Origin of the sequence: Methanococcoides sp. NM1 (assembly GCF_900774285.1) — an archaeon.
GTDB lineage: Archaea > Halobacteriota > Methanosarcinia > Methanosarcinales > Methanosarcinaceae > Methanococcoides > Methanococcoides vulcani.
This window is the reverse complement of the sequence record NZ_CAAGTW010000005.1, coordinates 97,822-115,153: the sequence shown is the minus strand read 5'-3', so window position 1 is coordinate 115,153 and position 17,332 is coordinate 97,822. Positions and strand designations below refer to the sequence as shown.

The following is a 17,332-nucleotide window of genomic DNA, read 5'->3' as shown; positions in this document are numbered from 1 at the left end:
TTTATTTACGGTGAAGTTGCCGGCATCCAGATGCCAGTGGTCTCATCAAGCCCACACATCACGTTCATGTTCTGGATCGCCTGCCCTGAAGCACCTTTCACAAGATTGTCTATCGCTGAGATCACAACGATGCGACCATTATTAGCATCTACTTCAAATCCGATATCGCAGAAGTTCGAGCCCCTTACAGCACCAAGGGATGGGATGTCATCCAGTACCCTGACAAAAGGTTTGTCCTTGTAGAAATCTGCATAAATGTTCCTGACATCTTCCACAAACAAGCTGTCATTTACGAACAGGTGGGCTGTCGTAAGAATTCCACGAATAGATGGAATAACGTGTGGTGTAAAGCTTACATCCGTCAGTTTGCTGTCCAGACGATTCAGTTCCTGGAAGATCTCAGCCCTGTGCCTGTGGGTCGTCAGCTTGTATGCCTGCACATTCTCTGCCAGATTAGGATAATGGGATGACGGTGTTGGATTGATACCCGCACCTGTGATTCCTGATTTGGAATCGAAGATCGCCATTTTGAGAAGCCCGGCAGCAGCAAGTGGTGCTGCAGAAAGAGTTGCTCCAGTGGGGTAGCATCCCGGATTTGCGATGAATGACTGCCCCTTTATCTCAGGATGGAGTTCGACAAGGCCAAAGACCGCATCTCTGGGATCAGCGTGTTCCATTCCATAGACCTTTTCGAAAATATCGGTATTCAAACGATAATCTGCGCTCAGGTCAATGACCTTCACGTCATTGTCGATAAGCTCAGGAACTATGTTCATTGCGGTTCCATGTGGTACGGCCACAAATACGACATCGCAACGCTCTTTGATCTCTTCCAGACCAAGATCTTCGAACTTAAGGTCAGAAAATCCACGCAGGTGTTTGTGCGTATCACTTACAGCTTCCCCTGACAATCTGCGGGACGTTGCTGCTTCAATGTTAACGTTCGGATGGTTCAAAAGCAGGCGCATCAGTTCGCCACCTGTGTAACCGGAGGCACCGACTATTCCTGCATTGATCATATCGGTCATGCATTTATGTATAGTTCCAAGATTAATTAAGGTTGTTATATTTACGGTACTTTTATCCGGTTGTGCTTTACCGCTAATCTTGAAAATTTTTTGTCACATACACCATCATGGCAACAACTGAAAACTTTTGTGATTTGCTTCTTTGAACCAGATAATCAAAACACGTTTATTTATTTCGACCTACACACGAATATTTTATCTGCTTTTGAGCTTATTGTAATTATACAAGAATTATATATAAAGTGGTCAAAATGTTTATAAAGATTGGATGCAACTGTACTGATAACTTTTTGGATTTGAACTGCAAAAGCTGAATGCCGTACAAAGATTTTCAAGCATATTTATAAGGCATAACACATCATTTCGGTGTGTAGCAAAACATAACCCATTGAGAAATAACAATGTTCCATAAAAAGAATATTCCCTCTGATATCCGAGTTGTCATAGCACTTGTTATACTTACCTGCATATTCATAACGATCCCAACCTTGAGTAATACGCCCATACGAACAGCCCTTGGGCTTCCAATGGTCTTGTTCTTGCCAGGTTATGCATTGATAGCAGCACTTTTTCCGGGCAAGGATGACCTGGACGGGATCGAGCGATTAGCACTTAGTTTTGGTCTTAGTATTGCAGTAGTTCCCCTTATTGGCCTTGCCCTCAACTATACACCATGGGGAATAAGGCTATTCCCTATACTGATATCACTTTCAGCTTTCACCGTCATAATGTGTGCAGTAGCAGTGTTCAGAAGGAATAATCTTCCGGAAGATGATAAGTTCACCGTTCCCTTTTACTCAGTATATGTTTCAGCAAAGGAAGAGATCTCAAAGAAACCGGAGAACAAGATCGACAGAATCCTGACAATTCTTCTCGTAATATCAATAGTAGCTTCAATAGTAACTCTTGCATACGTTGTCGTTACACCAAAAGAAGGTGAAAAATTTACTGAATTCTACATACTCGGACCTGAGGGGATAGCTGATAACTATCCCACCAATCTCCAGTTTGGTCAAAGCGGTACCGTTATCATTGGGATTGTGAACCATGAATATGCAGATACTGAATATTCCATAAAGCTAATGCTTGAGAATAATTCACAGATGATGGGACAGGATCTACATCAAATAATCCTTCAACACAACCAAACGTGGGAGAAAGAAGTAACATTCACACCTGCATCTGCAGGTGAAGACATGAAACTGCAATTCTTGCTCTACAAAGACAACAACATGACAGAATCTTATCGAGACCTTCTTTTATGGATCGATGTGAAGGAGATGTGAAATGGAGACAGGAACTGAAGATGTTGTTGTGGAAAATGATCTCTTCAACAAGATAGGGAGAATGGACCAATTCAAAATCGATCTTCTTGTTATAGCCATCCCTTCATTAATGATAATAATTGCGGAGATGTCATTATTTGCGGGCATGACAAAGTTCACGTTGTGGACACATTTTATCCTGCTGATAATTTTAACATTGTCTACAATGATATTTAACGACAAGAACAAACAGCATATATTGCATGCATTCATTCTCCTGTCCTTGCTAAGGATACTCAGTCTATTAATGCCAGTGTTCTTTGAGATGACACTTTATTCCTATGTATTCATCTATGCACCTCTGGCAATTCCGATATATATTCTTGTAAAGGACCAGGGTCTTGGGCTTTCAGACCTTGGTATTACCAGGAATATAAGGTACTATGACCTGCCTCTTGTCCTGATAGCAAGTATTGTGATCGCAGCAGGGGAATTCCTTATCATCAAACCCAGCTATCTTATACCGGATCTATCATTATTGAACTTACTTAAGTTATCTATCATAATGATTTTTTTTGTAGGTCTGATCGAAGAACTTATATTCAGATCAATACTGCAAACGAAGCTTGAAGAAATGATAGGCAAGTACCAGGGACTTATCCTTGCAACTATACTTTTCGCAGTTATGCATTCCGGATATGGTACGCAATATGAGATAGCATTTGCCGGGTTTGCAGGTTTTATACTTGGAACCATGTACTTAATAAGAAGAAATCTGTTACTCGTGACGATGACACAGGGACTTGTGAACATAATGCTCTTTGGAGTACTCCCTCACATAGTAACTCCCAAATTGGATACTTCAGAGTTAGCTACGGAAAATAACAAGTTGATAGTTGGTTTAATAATTTTGGTCTTATCAATCGTTGCAATCGGATTTATTGAATTAAGAAGGAATAAATAAGTCAAAAGAAAACAAATCCTTTGACCTAGTTTAATATGAGGTCTGCTTCAATTGATGGTCAGACTTTATAAAAGCAAATATAATTTCATAACATCCATATAGTATACTACTAATGTTTTAATTAAGGGAGAGAGTAGCAAATGCTAACGAGCATAATTTCAACTACTAGTACTGTATCAATGATGACAGATATAGGGTTACCTGAATATAGTGTACTAACAGTCATTGTTCTTATATTTCTATTGTCCGCAAAAGAGATTTTATCTGCTTCAAAGTACTGGACTAAATCCTTAGGTACATCTCTTAATATGGACATATTCGCACTTCTCGTAGTATTTACAGGCATTGTGATCTTCAAGATCACAGAAATAATTTAAAATTAATATCAAATTAGTAGGAAAAGTTTTTCCTTTAACCTTTTTTCGACTTTTTTTAGCTTTTTTCTTGCATATGAGCATCTTGAGAAATAGTCTCCACAGGTACATCTTCAAACGGCTCCTCAAGAATAACTTCACCCCAGTTTTCAACTGGATTTCAATTTCATTGGAAACGCTCACCTTGTGAAAGGAAGGCGGATTAACAACATCGGCAATAATCGGAAATAGAACTTATGCCCAAAAGCTCAACTACAGTTGAAGTCTCCAGAATGATTATGAATCTTAACTTACATTACTAGAGGGCAGAATTAAGACAAGGAGATAAAATGAGCATAACTAAAAAAATATATCTTGCAGCACCCCTGTTCTCTGAAGCTGAACAGGAATTCAACAAAAAGCTGGAAACTGCACTGGAAGAGCTTGGATTCTCGGCCTTTGTACCCCAGGAGGATTCGAACGATACAGAAGCAGCAAGAGAGGACATGGATTCCAGTAATATATTCCAATTAAATGTTGAAGCCATCGATGCCTGTGATATACTGGTCGCTGTTCTTGATGGTGGCACTGACGTGGACTCCGGGACCGCATGGGAGATAGGGTATGCCTATGCAAAGAACAAGACAGTAATAGGCATTAAAACCGATTTCAGGACACTGGGACCCGAGGGTCTTGTAAACCTTATGATAGGGGAATCTGCTAATGAGCTTGAGACCAGTGTCAAAGCCCTTCTGAAAAAGATGGAAAAATACAGATAAGAGGAATCCACACCCTCTTCACTTACAACATGAATTGAACTTTTCTTCTTCAATATTACCCCGCGGGCTTATCTCTTTGAAGATCTGACCCTCGAACCAATACATTTGTGCACCTGTCAGCCAGGCATCGTGTGACAGACCGGCCTTTAAGCAGGTGTGACTCAAAAAATCTATCGCATCAAAATCGTTCTCAGGTGCCACCTGTGGAAGCAGCAAGCCCTGGTACGGACCGTCCTTAGCAATCAGGCCGTGTCTGCCTATCTCTATGACATCAGGGAGCTTTTGAGGAGGTACATCAATAAGCTCAGGTTGTGTCAGTATAGTGACCTCCACAACAATGCCATCCATCTCAGAGATAACCACTGCAGGAAAACGAGGATCCCTTGTTGCTGCCGAGATAGCAGAATCAATGATAGCATCACTCAAAGGAGAATCAGGATATGGATGACCGATACAGCCTCTCAGATCACCTTCGATCGTCAATGTCACAAAGACCCCGCGCAATTCATCAAAAACTTCCGGCAAACCGGATACCTGCATTTTCTTTCCATTCTCAAGGAACAGTTCGATCGTATCCCTTGCAAGAACTACCGCCTTCTCACCTTCGAAATCACTGAGCATATTCAACCCCCCCCATCACATTCATTCAGTGTCAAGATATTTCTTTGCAGCCACTTTCAAGGCCTCTATACCGGGTAGTGCATCCCCTGCAAGATAATCGATACATGCCCCGCCGCCGGTGCTGATATGTGAGAACTTATCCTCATAGCCCATATTGCGCACCTCGGCAGTGATATGGCCGCCGCCGGCAATCGAATATTCGGCATTCGCTGCAGCCTTTATTATCTCAAAGGTCCCGATCTCAAAACCATCGATCTCCGAAACACCTGCAGGACCATTCAGGACAACGGTCTTTGCATTCTCGATCTCACCGGAATATGCAACAATGGTCTCAAGACCAATGTCATTTATCGGAAGGTTCCTTGAACCAACTTCTTCAATGCTAACATTGACCCTGTTGCCCTTATCGTTCAGTGCAGCATCGCGAGGCAGTCCGATCTTTCCTTCGAATCTGTTAAGGACCTGTTTTGCTTTATCGATCTGGCCCAGGTACCCCTGAGATTCTATGAACTTCATATTGGGTTCACCAATATCAACACCTGATGCAGCAAGCATGACGTTTGCCACAACACCTGTGACAAGAACCCTGTCAGCACCGCCACTGGAGAGAACGTTCTCTGCAACTTTGATGGAATCATCCGCTTTTGCACCCCCAAGTACGAATATACATGGGCACTCAGTCCCTTTCAGGCTCTTGTCAAGAGCTGTGATCTCCCGCTCCATCAAACGCCCTGCACCACATGGAAGCAGTCCGGTAAAGCCAACGATGGACAGTTGTGACCTATGGGACACTGCAAAAGCATCATTAAGGAAAATATCAAAAAGCGGAGCCAGTTGTCGTACCATGTGAGTACCCTGCTGTTCGCTTACAGGTCTTTTCAGGGATTCTTCCGAATAGAAACGCACATTCTCAAGAAGTATAACATCCCCGTTCTCCATTGCAGATATACTTGACCTTGCATACGTGCCAAAGATATCATCAATATAGGTCACCTTGCGATCAAGGTGTCCGGACATTATCCGCGCATGTGCCTCCATGGTAGAAAAATCGTTCTTCCCGGGTCGGCTCTGGTGGGCAAGAAGTACGACTTTTGCGTTCTCAAGGTCTCTCAGAGTGGGAATATGACTATTGATCCTCATGTCATCAAGAATGCCGCCCTCCGGATCCATTGGGGAGTTCAGGTCAACCCTCACAAGAATTGTTCGATCCTCAATGTCAAAATCGTCGATCGTGAGAAAATCTTTAGCAGTCAAGGTATTCATCACCAGTATCAATATTTGGATTAGTAAGATAATTTTGTTTTTAAGCGAAACGAATGCGATGCATGACACTATATAGCAATTATATATTTATCTATATCCATCTGAAATTTTCTAAAGCTCATAAACCTATAATTGATAACAAGCTATTAACGTCCACATTGTTCTCGATAAGCTCGACCATGCGATCAAGTTTATGCTCTTTCCTGAACCTTGCATGTCCGATCAGGCCTTCCATCCTCCCTATGGTAGACATGGTATCGCCGCGAACAAGTACTACAGGAATTCCTGCCTCATCCGCACTTCCCAATACCGCACCACTTGGCTGGAGATTGCCGGTAAGTACAAGACATTTTACACGCGCTTCAATGGCAGCCATCTGAATATCTGCCCTGTCACCGCCGGTGATGACAACTGAGCCAGGGGTGCGTCGGAAATACTTGATAGCCGAGTTGACCTCCATTGCACCTACAAGATAGTGCTCTACAAGCTCTTTAAGGTGCTCTGAACCTGCAAGAACCTCCGCATGAAGGTCTTCCACGATCTCTGAGATGGGAACTGAACGAAGTGTTGAGTCCTTTGGCAGAACACCAACAACCTTGATGCCCTTATCCTTCAGGAAAGGGACCACCAGTTCACAAACATACGTCATCTGGCTTTCGTCGACCTCGTTGAGTATAATGCCTGCAAGCATATCAGGATCGTGTATCAACTCAATATCACAGAGGATACGATCCACAGCATGGACAGAATCATAGCGTGTCACCAGAAGCATCTTTGTTCCAAGTATAGAACTGATCTGGGGATCGGAAAGACCATACATCGCACCCCCCCCGATGCCACCGGTCCCTTCAATGAGAACGACATCCTTGTCTTTCGAAACTTCAGAGAATGCATCAGCAAGGGTCTTATCAAAATGTTTCTCAACCCCTGCAAGAGCATCTTCCGCGAGGTTGTCGGTCAGCAATATAGGAGTGATATGATTTCTATCGTCCTTCAGATCGAAGACCCTGCGCATCTGTTCCGCATCCTCATCGGAGAGGATACCGTTAACATCCACCAGCATGTTACCTATCGGTTTCATGTAACCGACAGAATAACCCTTGTTCTGGAGGATGATACCAATTCCCGTACAAAGGGAGCTTTTACCCGAGTATTTTTCAGAGGAACTTATCAATATAGATGCCACAATAACCACCTTTGTTGTTCTATTATCTCAAATATCAATGTTAGCATGTTCATTCGCCCCCAAGGGTCAGCCTGATGTCCATTGCAACGCAGCCCTGACCTTCAGGCAGCACCATAAGCGGGTTGATATCAAATTCAAGGATCTCCGGGAAATCCATTACGAGCTGTGACACCTTGCAAAGGGTATCAACTATTGAATTAAGATCAGAAGGACTCTCACCACGCACACCCGTCAATATCGGATAGGTCTTGATCGAAGAGAGCATCTTTCGGGAGATGTCCTTGCCTATGGGAGCAACACTGAAAGATACGTCCTTAAGCACCTCCACATAGGTACCCCCAAGGCCGAACATTAGCAGGGGACCGAACTGGACATCCCTGTTCATGCCAATGATAACCTCTTTCCCACCTGTGACCATCTTCTGTATCTGCACACCCGATATAACGGCGTTTGGCATGTATCGCCTTACATCCGACATCATGGTATGATATGCTCTTACAACATCATCTCGGTCCTTAAGACCAATGCGAACACCTCCGACATCGGTCTTGTGGGAAATGTCAGCAGAAAGTACTTTCATTACCACAGGATATCCCATTTCCTCAGAGGCATCAATTGCTTCCTGCAAGGTCTTCACGTTGGAAGTTCCCACTGTGGGGATCCCATATGCCTTCAGGATATCAAAGGATTCCAGTCCAAGTGTGTGCCTGGTCTCAGAACGTGCTTTTTTCAATATGGAAGATACAGATTCCGTATCCACATCGATTAGTTCAGGTTTCAAGTGAACGCGTTTCCTTATCACTCCATAATTGCACAGCGCTGCCATACTTGAAACTGCCCTTTCCGGAAAAGCAAAATTTGGAATATGATGCTGATCAAGTATACCCTCGCCTTCCTCGATCCTGGTACCGCCAACAAAACTACACAGGATAGGTTTTCTGGAATCTGCGCATTTCTCTGCAACCACTTCAGCGATGCTCTTAACGTCCGTCATTGCCTGTGGTGATGTAAGTACGATTATGCCATCAACATTGGGATCATCAAGGATCGTTTCAAGTGCATGCCCGTAGATATCCGGATGTGCATCACCAAGCACATCCACCGGATTGTAGAAATTTGCCGCAGGAGATAGCTTCTCCCGAAGGCTATCGATCGTGGATTCATCAAAAGAAGATAGTGAAAGACCTGCATAATGACAGGCATCAGCTGTCAGTATGCCCAGACCGCCCGCATTGGTAACTATGGCAATGTTCTTTCCATCCGGCACGGGCTGGCTGGAGAATGCACGTATGTAGTCAAGCATCTGCTCAACGGAATCTGCCCGCATCACACCGCTCTGCGCAAATGCTGCATTGTAGGCCTCATCTGAACCCGCCAGCGTACCGGTGTGAGAAGATACTGCTCTTGAACCCACAGCAGTCCTACCGGATTTCACCACAATGATAGGCTTCTTGTGTGATACCTCGCGGGCAATCTCCATGAACTTTGGCCCGTCCTTCACGCCTTCAAGATAAGCTGCTATCACCGAAGTGCTGTCATCATCAGCCATCTCAAGCAGGAAATCGTTCTCTGAAAGGTCTGCCTTGTTCCCGAGACTGATGAACTTCGAAAACCCGACCCCTCTGGCATCTGCCCAGTCAAGCGTAGCAGTACATATCGCACCGGACTGAGACATCATTGCAATATTGCCTTTCTTTGCCATGGATGCAGCAAAGGAAGCATTCAGACCGGATCCGGTGTCAATGATACCAAGACAATTGGGGCCGACCATTCGCATCCCGTACTTCCTGACGATATCAGCACATCTTCGTTCCAGTTTCGCTCCTTCGATACCCGACTCCTTGAAGCCTGCAGAGATAACAACAACGTTGCTTACATCTGCAAGGCCACATTTTTCCAGTGCATCAGGAACCATTGCTGCAGGCAGGACAACGACTGCAAGCTCTGCTGTATTGGGAGCATCCAGAATGGTCGGATAGCAGCGCAGGCCAAGGATCTCATCAGCCTTCGGGTTTATAGGAATTATCTCGCCCTTGTAGCTCTCGATAAGATTATCAAGTACCGCCCGCCCCACTTTCCCTTTCGTACGGGAGGCACCAATTACCGCCACAGAGGTTGGTTCAAATAATTTTTCAAGCATTGTTATACCTGTAATTTTCTACCTAATATTGAAGATAAAGGTAGATAATGGTTTTTATTAGATATTGCTTAAAATATTCAATGAAGATAGCTTATCGTTTCAGGAACCATCAACTACTCTGTAATGCACTTGTACCATGCCTTTTAGATAGCTGCTTATATCCAACAGTTCCAGTTTAGTTTCACCTGACCCCTCCTGGAAAAGAGGAATACCATCGCCTAATAGGACAGGCATAATTCCAATAATGATCTCATCGATCAAGCCGGAAGTTAAAAATTCACTGACCACTACCCCTCCGCCCAGTATCCAGATATCCTTTTCTGTCCTGGAACTTATCTCATCAACGAGTTCATCGACCGGGGAGTTAGTAAAGCTGACAATATCAGTATCATTAAATTCATCACTGCTGGTCAGAACGAAACAGGGAATTGATCCATATGGCCAGTCGATATCAAAGGAAAGTATCTTTTCATATGTTTTTCTTCCCATTATTATAGATCCGATGTTCTCAATGAACCGTTCATAAAAATCATAACCCGGATCTTCTACCAGCCAGTCAATATCCCCTGACCTGGTTGCAATGTACCCATCCAGGCTCATGGCAATATACAGGATCTTTTTCAGTCCCGCCTTTTCACTCACAATAGAAGTCATACCGTTAATTGCAATTCACCCCATTTCATCCCACAATATAACAATAATAGAGCATGACCTTTAAGGTTAAGTAATAAACCGGATCCTCCAAAAGGACTTCTGTAAAAACTGTTCATCAACAGGTTTAAGAAGTTACAGCCCGGAAACGGTACCCAAATACTAATAATACCGCACTGACTATGCGTATCGGTGATCATATGAAGATACTTGGAATATCCGGAAGCCCTACAAAAGAAGGGAACAATGAGAAGATCATAAGCGTAGTTCTTGAGATCGCAGGAACAAAAGGTTTTGAAACAGAAAGCATACTGCTCTCCGAAAAGAAGGTCAACCCATGCATCGCATGCGGGACCTGTGCACGCGGTGAGAAATGTCCGATCAATGATGACATGCAGGAGATATACACCAAGCTCGCAGAGGCAGATGCAATCGTGTTCTCATCCCCGGTCTACTTCGGCGGAATGACAGCACAGCTCAAAGCACTGTTTGACAGAAGTGTCCTTCTCAGAAGGCAGGGATTCCAGCTCAAAGGCAAGTTCGGTGCAGCCATGGCAGTGGGAGGATCACGCAACGGTGGGCAGGAAAAGACCATCCAGGGAATCCATGACAGCATGCTCGTCCACGGTATGATGCCTGTGGGAGACGGTGCACACTTTGGAGGCATTGCACAGAAACCGGTGGATGATGACGAGATCGGAATGAAAACGGTCATTGACACCATCGAGAACCTTTGCGAGACGCTGGAAAGGATAGAAGCCTAAAAAACCAAGTCCACATTAAAAGTTCGTGCAAAAGAGCAGGCAGGCCCTGTTCTTTTTAATTTGTTCTTAATGGCTCTTCCAAGAACCATTTAGTGTTTCTAAGAGGCGCTTCTTGACCAACAGGTTCACCAAATGGGACATAAGGAATGCAGTATTCAGAAGACTGCATTCAGAACCAGGAATATCAAATAATCTGGCAGTACTGATAGGTATCTTCACAGGCCTTACTATCGTTGCATATGACCTTTGCCTGAAATATGCAGAAGGTTTGTTCTGGAATGGAGGGGTTTCAGGCCAATATTATGTGATATTTATCCCTGCAATCGGAGGACTGTTCGTCGGGCTCGTTACCCACCTCTACAAAGATCTGAAACGATGCAATGTAGCTGAAGTTATCGAAGGCACTGCATTACACGGAGGAAGGATCCGCATACGTGAAGCTTTCAGGGAAGTCTTGCTATCCATAGTATCGATAGCCACCGGTGGTTCCGTAGGAAAAGAAGCACCCGGGATCCTTGCCGGAGCAGGTATAGGAACTATTTTTGCCAAAACCATCAATGCACCTGACAACCGTTACAGGATATTTCTTGGCTGTGGTGCTTCCGGAGGCATAGCTGCCGCATTCAACGCTCCCCTTGCAGGAGTTGTCTTTGTCGTAGAAGTGATATTTGGAGAACTTGAAACAAGGACGTTCATACCCATCGTACTGTCCTCGGTCTTTGCGACACTTGTTGCAAACCTCATTTTCGAAGTACATCCAATAGAAGTTTCCTATTACGGGTTTGTAGACCCTATCAGGGAATCCGGCCTGTATCTTGTATTGGGCATCCTTTGCGGCATCACATCTGTTATACTGATACGAACCCTCTACATCACCCATGATGCCTTCCGGACAATACCGGTACATCCGGCATTCAAACCGGCTATTGGCGGACTTTTTGTAGGTATCATTGGATACTTCTACCCACAGGTAAGAGGCATAGGATATGAGGTGATCACAGAAGTTCTGGCTAACAACTTCACACTTCAGTTGCTACTGATACTTCTTGTCCTTAAGATCCTTGCCTTTTCGTTCACCATCGGATCAGGAAATGCAGGAGGTTCCATCGTTCCTTCGATGTTCGTAGGCGCTATGCTGGGTGGTGCATACGGAACTATCGTGCATCAGCTTTTTCCCGCAACTACCGCCGTTTCCGGAGCTTATGCACTTGTAGGGATGGCAGCGACCCTTGCCGGAACCGCGAGGGCTCCCCTTACATCCATGCTGATCCTCTTTGAGCTCACAAAGGACTATAATCTAATTCTCCCATTGATGTTCGCCTGCGTTGTAAGTAACTCGATATCAAATGGCCTTCATGAAGAATCCATATTCACAGAAGTTCTCAAAAGACGCGGATTCACAATTCGCCGGGGAAAAGAGATCAACGTAATGGAATCCATGCTTGTAAGAGGCAATATGAGAAACGATGTCCATACGATCTCAATGAACGATACTGCAAAGGACCTGCTTGACCTTATGCAGTCAAGCCGTCATGCAGGATTCCCTGTCCTTGACGAGAATAAGAAGCTCTGTGGCATTGTGACCCTGGAAGATATGAGAGAAAAAGTGAAGTATGGAGAACTTGACACAAATATCCGTGACATCGCAACCCTTGAACCAGTGGTGGCATATCCTGATGAATCACTGGACGTTGTCCTTAAAAGACTTGCAATAAGGGACATAGGAAGACTACCTGTGGTTTCCAGGACCGATGAGACCGAACTAGTGGGAATAATCACAAGAAGTGATGTTGTCAAATCCTACAACAAAGAGATAGTCAACAGTGTTCGTGAAAAGGAAGCAAAAAAATAAAGGATAATTCAGCCAATCGATCAGCAGATCAATCAATCAATCAATCAATCAATCAATCAATCAATCAATCAATCTTGCAAGGAAATAACCTGCAGTGGTATCGTAGATCTCAACATTGCATGAACTGCCAGGCTGAATGGAACCTTCGGGGATCACCACAGGTTTGTAGGAAGACGTGCGTGCCATAACTCCTTTGACCTTGGCATCCATGGATACGAACACCTCACCTTTCCAGCCGACCATTTTTTTCTTCGACCCTAGCTTTATCTCATCGCATAGGCGGTGAAGACTATTGGACCTGTTCACAACGATCCGGCTGTCGAGATTTCGATATTCAAGTGCTTTCGTGAGAGGGCGTGGAGTGTAGCGGGATATGTTCACTTTATCCGGCCTGATATCCTTCACCCATTCAAGTGTCCTGTCGAAATCATCATCCGTCTCTCCGGGAAAACCGACAATAATATCGGTAAATATCGTCAATTCCGGGAAGACTTCCTTAAAGCGTGCGATGATGTCATTGGTTTCTTCTATGGTGTGGAAACGGTTCATTCTTTTCAGGACAGCATCCGATGCAGACTGTATCGGCAGGTGAAGTATCTTGTATATCTTATCCGACCTGAAGATCTCAATGAGATCATCAAGTATAGGCGTCACTGAAAAAGGATTCATCATACCCACACGCACCTTAAAATCGCCTGGTATCGCCACGATACGCCTCAAAAGTTCCGGCAGCAGCACATCCCTGTCAGTGCCATACTGCCCGTTGTCCTGCGAGGTCAGCCAGATCTCACGGCATCCTTCAGAAACTGCCATACGAACATCCTCAACTATCGAATCCGCATCAAAGGACCTTAGATTACCTCTTGCGATCGTCACGATACAGTAAGCACAGCTGTAATTGCAACCCTGTGATATCTGGCAGATATGAATATTGGGATTGAACCTTGAATGAGCGGTCTTAAGGAACCCTTCCGGTTCGGCACTTAATAACTGTACCCTTTCACGTGAACCGCCATTACGGGAATCTTCGATGACATTCAGGACCTTGCCGATCTTTGCAATGGAATTCACGCCAAGGATATGTGCATCAGGGTTCTTCTCAAGTATGGCTTCCAGTTGAACCTGTGGCATGCATCCGGTGACAACCACATCTACACCTTTGTGTCCGATATCCTCGATCTTGAAGAGGATCTTCTGTTCGGTGGCATACTTCACAGTACATGTGTTGATCACAACAACATCGGCATCCTTTTCATCAACAAGCTCATGTCCAAGATCCCTGACCGATGCGATCATGATCTCGGACGATGCCTGATTTGCCGAGCATCCGTATGTTAGGACATGCACTTTCATTTTTTACAAAAATTACAGACGAAGCGGAGTATCCTCTTTGTCTCCTATGTAGATCGAATCAGTGAACTTCACAACACCGGAACTTCCCATGGAGATGCTGTTCACCCTTGCATCGCCGCCACCAAAGAGGTTGACCTGATGCAGGAACTGGCCCGGCGTGATACCTGATGCTGCAAAGATAACATCCTCTCCAGGCACAAGTTTGTCCGTGTCAAGTATATCATTTATGTTCTCCTCGGTGATACCCATGGTCCTGAGCCTTGGCATCTTCTCTGCCTTTTCCTTTTCGATCTCCTCATCAGACATTCCATTAGCAACCGATGGGAGGACAAGCCTTGCAAGGACCTTGCCACCGAGTATCTTTATGGCAGAAGCCGTAAGGACTGCCTCGCCTGAACCGCCTGAACCCATGACAACGTGCACACCTGAACCCCTGATAGCCGTTGAAACACCAGGCATCAAATCACCGTCAGTAACAAGGCTCACACGAGCACCGGTTGCACGGATCTCCTCGATCTTGTTCTTGTGACGTTCCCTGTCAAGGATAACTACGACCAGTTCCTCGATGTCCCTGTTGAGTGCCTTTGCAACGATCTCAAGGTTCTTTGCAACAGGAGCATCAAGTTCGATCTTCTCATCAGGGTGTTCCTTCTCGTATTTCACGACCTGGGAACCTACCACGATCTTGTCCATATAGACATCAGGACCATGGAACAATCCACCAGGTTCTGCCATTGTCATGACCGAGATCGAACCGGGAGTTCCGTCCGCAGTAAGGTTCGTACCCTCGAGCGGGTCTACAGCGATATCCACTGCAATATCACCTTCACCGGTACCCACTTCCTCACCGATATACAGCATAGGGGCCTCATCGCGCTCCCCCTCACCGATCTTGATAACACCTTTGATATCAAGACAGTTCAGCATCCTGCGCATGGCTTCCACAGAAACGTGATCGGCATAGTTCTTATTTCCCCTTCCCATTTGATAGGAAGCGGCAATAGCTGCAGCCTCTGTGACGTGAATGAGGCTGGGTAACAAGGCAGTCTCAATAGGGCCTGCACTTTTCATCATGTTCTCTGCTGTCTTTGGGTGAGGCAAAATATCATCTCCAATAAATGTATGTAGCTGACTAATGTTCCAAAGTTATTAATATTTTCCACCGGCTCCACTTTTCTTCCGGAGTACACTTATTTCAGGACATCCACAAGAGCAACGCGTTCCAGTACCAGCTCAGGGATCATTTCATCCCCCACAGCTTCAAGCTCATCCCCGGTGATGCAGAACTGTGAAACGATAGCATCCTTTTTTGAATCCGAGTAATCCAGTACAGATGCTGGTTTTATTGATCCGGAAAGACTTTCCATAATGCCTTCTACTGAAACAGTTTCCCCGATGACGATGAATAACACATTCATCTGGCCTTCCGTAAGACCAATTGAAAAAGCTTCCCCGATCTGTCTCTTCCCGGAAGCGTAGCGCATGATCTCGACACCCAGGTCCTTGGCCACATTTGTACCATTGTCCATTGAACGCATGGCTTTTCTGATGGCACTGTCCACATGATCCTTACCTGCGACCTTGTCTGCATTGATCCCCTGTATGATGACATCATGTTCTGATGCCATTGTGGAGAGTCTTCCCAGGTATGAACGCAGATCATCAATGAAAAGTGAACCTTCTACAAGCCGGATATCCATGGGTGTAAAGGATGCTATTTTCATTCAATAAGTATAACGGTCGGAATCATGAAAAGAAAAGAACATTTCCCAAAGCTGAACGTTCATTCCGCTTCTTTTATTTAGGTTGTCATTTATTAAACACATTATAATCAGACACTGTAATGAGACCATTGATGCTCTTATTTTGAGGAGACCTTTGATGTACCATCTGGAATGCATAGAATGCGGTCAAAAGTATACAAAGTCAGAAGTCATCTATACCTGCAAATGTGGCGGGTTGCTCGATGTAATCTATGACTATTCCACTATTGAGCTCGATATGCAAAAACTCCGAACAGAAGCACCATCTGTCTGGAAATACAGTGCATTGTTGCCTATTGAGGCAAACCCTGTCAGCATTCATGAAGGTGGCACACCACTCTACCGTTGCGATCGCCTTGCTGAGAAGATCGGGATCAAAGAGCTGTACGTCAAACATGAAGGGCTGAATCCAAGCGGTTCTTTCAAGGACCGTGGGATGACTGTAGGAGTTTCAAAGGCAATCGAGCTTGGGATGAAAACATTGGCATGTGCATCCACGGGAAACACATCCGCATCCCTTTCCACCTACGGTGCTAAGGCCGATCTGCCTGTTATTGTATTGCTTCCGGAAGGGAAAGTAGCTCTTGGAAAGGTAGCACAGGCATTGATACATGGTGCAAAGGTCTTGAGCATCAGAGGAAATTTCGACGAGGCAGTGGTCCTTGTACGTCAGCTTTGTGATGAAGAGAAGATCTACCTGCTTAATTCTATTAATCCATACAGACTTGAAGGCCAGAAGACCATTGGTCATGAGATCATTGACCAGCTTGGTTTCAATGTTCCTGACAGGGTCGTTGTTCCGGTAGGTAATGCAGGAAATGTCGCTGCTATCTACAAGGGTTTCAAGGAGTTCATGACGCTTGGGATCACTGATCGTGTCCCGAAAATGACTGGAATCCAGGCCGAAGGAGCCTGCCCGGTCACAAAAGCATTCAAAAACGGCGTTGAAGATATTGTTCCTGAAAAGAACCCGGAGACCATTGCAACGGCAATACGCATAGGCAACCCGGTCAATGCAAAGAAAGCTCTGAGGGCGATCTATGAGTCAGGCGGTAATTCAGAAGCAGTGTCAGACGAAGAGCTTGTACAAGCACAAAAGGATCTTGCACAGCTTGAGGGGATTGGTGTCGAACCTGCGAGTGCAACTTCTGTGGCAGGACTTAAAAAACTTGTAGATACAGGCGTAATTGGTCGTGATGAAACGGTCGTATGTGTTACAACAGGTCACCTGCTAAAGGACCCTGAAGAAGTTATTAATATATCTGCAGAACCAATTACAGTGGATGCTAATATTGAAGCTGTCCGCAAGGCGGTTTTCTCCAAATGATAAAAAATTGTTGGAACGGTGTT

Annotated in this window: 15 protein-coding genes; 6 read left to right on the top strand and 9 right to left on the bottom strand. The window is 44.9% G+C overall.

What is annotated here, in order from left to right:
- Positions 1-5 precede the first annotated feature (5 nt).
- A complete protein-coding gene (argC, locus tag E7X56_RS06490; RefSeq protein ID WP_135606096.1) occupies positions 6-1,019 on the bottom strand; it encodes an N-acetyl-gamma-glutamyl-phosphate reductase in 1,014 nt (337 codons plus the stop codon).
- Between the two features lie 410 nt (positions 1,020-1,429).
- Here argC and E7X56_RS06485 point away from each other — a divergent pair, with 410 nt between their 5' ends.
- From E7X56_RS06485 to E7X56_RS06470, 3 genes are all read left to right on the top strand, one after another.
- The gene (locus E7X56_RS06485) at positions 1,430-2,314 is read left to right on the top strand and encodes a DUF1616 domain-containing protein (protein ID WP_135605987.1); all 885 of its coding nucleotides are present in this window, start codon (positions 1,430-1,432) and stop codon (positions 2,312-2,314) included.
- A gap of 1 nt (position 2,315) precedes the next feature.
- Positions 2,316-3,257 carry a CPBP family intramembrane glutamic endopeptidase gene (locus E7X56_RS06480; protein ID WP_135605985.1) on the top strand — a complete coding sequence of 314 codons (942 nt, stop codon included), beginning with the start codon at positions 2,316-2,318 and terminating at the stop codon, positions 3,255-3,257.
- Positions 3,258-3,960: 703 nt separating this feature from the next.
- Complete coding sequence (locus E7X56_RS06470) at positions 3,961-4,389, top strand: nucleoside 2-deoxyribosyltransferase (RefSeq protein WP_135605981.1); 429 nt, start codon at positions 3,961-3,963, stop codon at positions 4,387-4,389.
- An 18-nt stretch (positions 4,390-4,407) separates the two neighbouring features.
- Here the strand turns inward: E7X56_RS06470 and E7X56_RS06465 are convergent, their stop codons facing one another.
- The 5 genes from E7X56_RS06465 to E7X56_RS06445 all read right to left on the bottom strand — a co-directional run bounded on the left by E7X56_RS06465 (position 4,408) and on the right by E7X56_RS06445 (position 10,241).
- Positions 4,408-5,010 (bottom strand): TIGR00296 family protein, encoded by a 603-nt coding sequence (locus E7X56_RS06465; protein ID WP_135605979.1) that lies wholly within the window; start codon positions 5,008-5,010, stop codon positions 4,408-4,410.
- Positions 5,011-5,031: 21 nt separating this feature from the next.
- The gene (locus E7X56_RS06460; RefSeq protein WP_135605977.1) at positions 5,032-6,276 is read right to left on the bottom strand and encodes a phosphoglycerate kinase; all 1,245 of its coding nucleotides are present in this window, start codon (positions 6,274-6,276) and stop codon (positions 5,032-5,034) included.
- Positions 6,277-6,391: 115 nt separating this feature from the next.
- Positions 6,392-7,459 carry a phosphotransacetylase family protein gene (locus E7X56_RS06455; RefSeq protein ID WP_135605975.1) on the bottom strand — a complete coding sequence of 356 codons (1,068 nt, stop codon included), beginning with the start codon at positions 7,457-7,459 and terminating at the stop codon, positions 6,392-6,394.
- 49 nt (positions 7,460-7,508) lie between these two features.
- The gene (gene acs, locus E7X56_RS06450) at positions 7,509-9,599 is read right to left on the bottom strand and encodes an acetate--CoA ligase alpha subunit (protein WP_135605973.1); all 2,091 of its coding nucleotides are present in this window, start codon (positions 9,597-9,599) and stop codon (positions 7,509-7,511) included.
- Between the two features lie 99 nt (positions 9,600-9,698).
- Positions 9,699-10,241: a dihydrofolate reductase family protein gene (locus E7X56_RS06445; RefSeq protein WP_244603434.1), complete on the bottom strand. Its 543-nt coding sequence runs from the start codon at positions 10,239-10,241 to the stop codon at positions 9,699-9,701.
- 209 nt (positions 10,242-10,450) lie between these two features.
- Here E7X56_RS06445 and E7X56_RS06440 point away from each other — a divergent pair, with 209 nt between their 5' ends.
- Both E7X56_RS06440 and E7X56_RS06435 read left to right on the top strand, forming a co-directional pair.
- Complete coding sequence (locus E7X56_RS06440) at positions 10,451-11,014, top strand: flavodoxin family protein (RefSeq protein ID WP_135605968.1); 564 nt, start codon at positions 10,451-10,453, stop codon at positions 11,012-11,014.
- A gap of 112 nt (positions 11,015-11,126) precedes the next feature.
- On the top strand, positions 11,127-12,866 hold the full coding sequence (locus E7X56_RS06435) for a chloride channel protein (protein WP_135605966.1): 1,740 nt from the start codon (positions 11,127-11,129) through the stop codon (positions 12,864-12,866).
- A 60-nt stretch (positions 12,867-12,926) separates the two neighbouring features.
- Here the strand turns inward: E7X56_RS06435 and E7X56_RS06430 are convergent, their stop codons facing one another.
- The 3 genes from E7X56_RS06430 to cgi121 form a co-directional block, all read right to left on the bottom strand.
- Positions 12,927-14,219, bottom strand: a complete 1,293-nt coding sequence (locus E7X56_RS06430; RefSeq protein ID WP_135605964.1) for a tRNA (N(6)-L-threonylcarbamoyladenosine(37)-C(2))-methylthiotransferase — start codon at positions 14,217-14,219, stop codon at positions 12,927-12,929.
- 12 nt (positions 14,220-14,231) lie between these two features.
- Positions 14,232-15,320 carry a class II fructose-bisphosphatase gene (gene glpX, locus E7X56_RS06425; RefSeq protein WP_135605962.1) on the bottom strand — a complete coding sequence of 363 codons (1,089 nt, stop codon included), beginning with the start codon at positions 15,318-15,320 and terminating at the stop codon, positions 14,232-14,234.
- 89 nt (positions 15,321-15,409) lie between these two features.
- Positions 15,410-15,943: a KEOPS complex subunit Cgi121 gene (gene cgi121, locus E7X56_RS06420; protein WP_244603433.1), complete on the bottom strand. Its 534-nt coding sequence runs from the start codon at positions 15,941-15,943 to the stop codon at positions 15,410-15,412.
- A 157-nt stretch (positions 15,944-16,100) separates the two neighbouring features.
- Here cgi121 and thrC point away from each other — a divergent pair, with 157 nt between their 5' ends.
- Entirely contained in the window at positions 16,101-17,309 is a 1,209-nt protein-coding gene (gene thrC / locus E7X56_RS06415) for a threonine synthase (RefSeq protein WP_135605960.1), read from the top strand.
- The last annotated feature ends 23 nt before the right edge of the window (positions 17,310-17,332 follow it).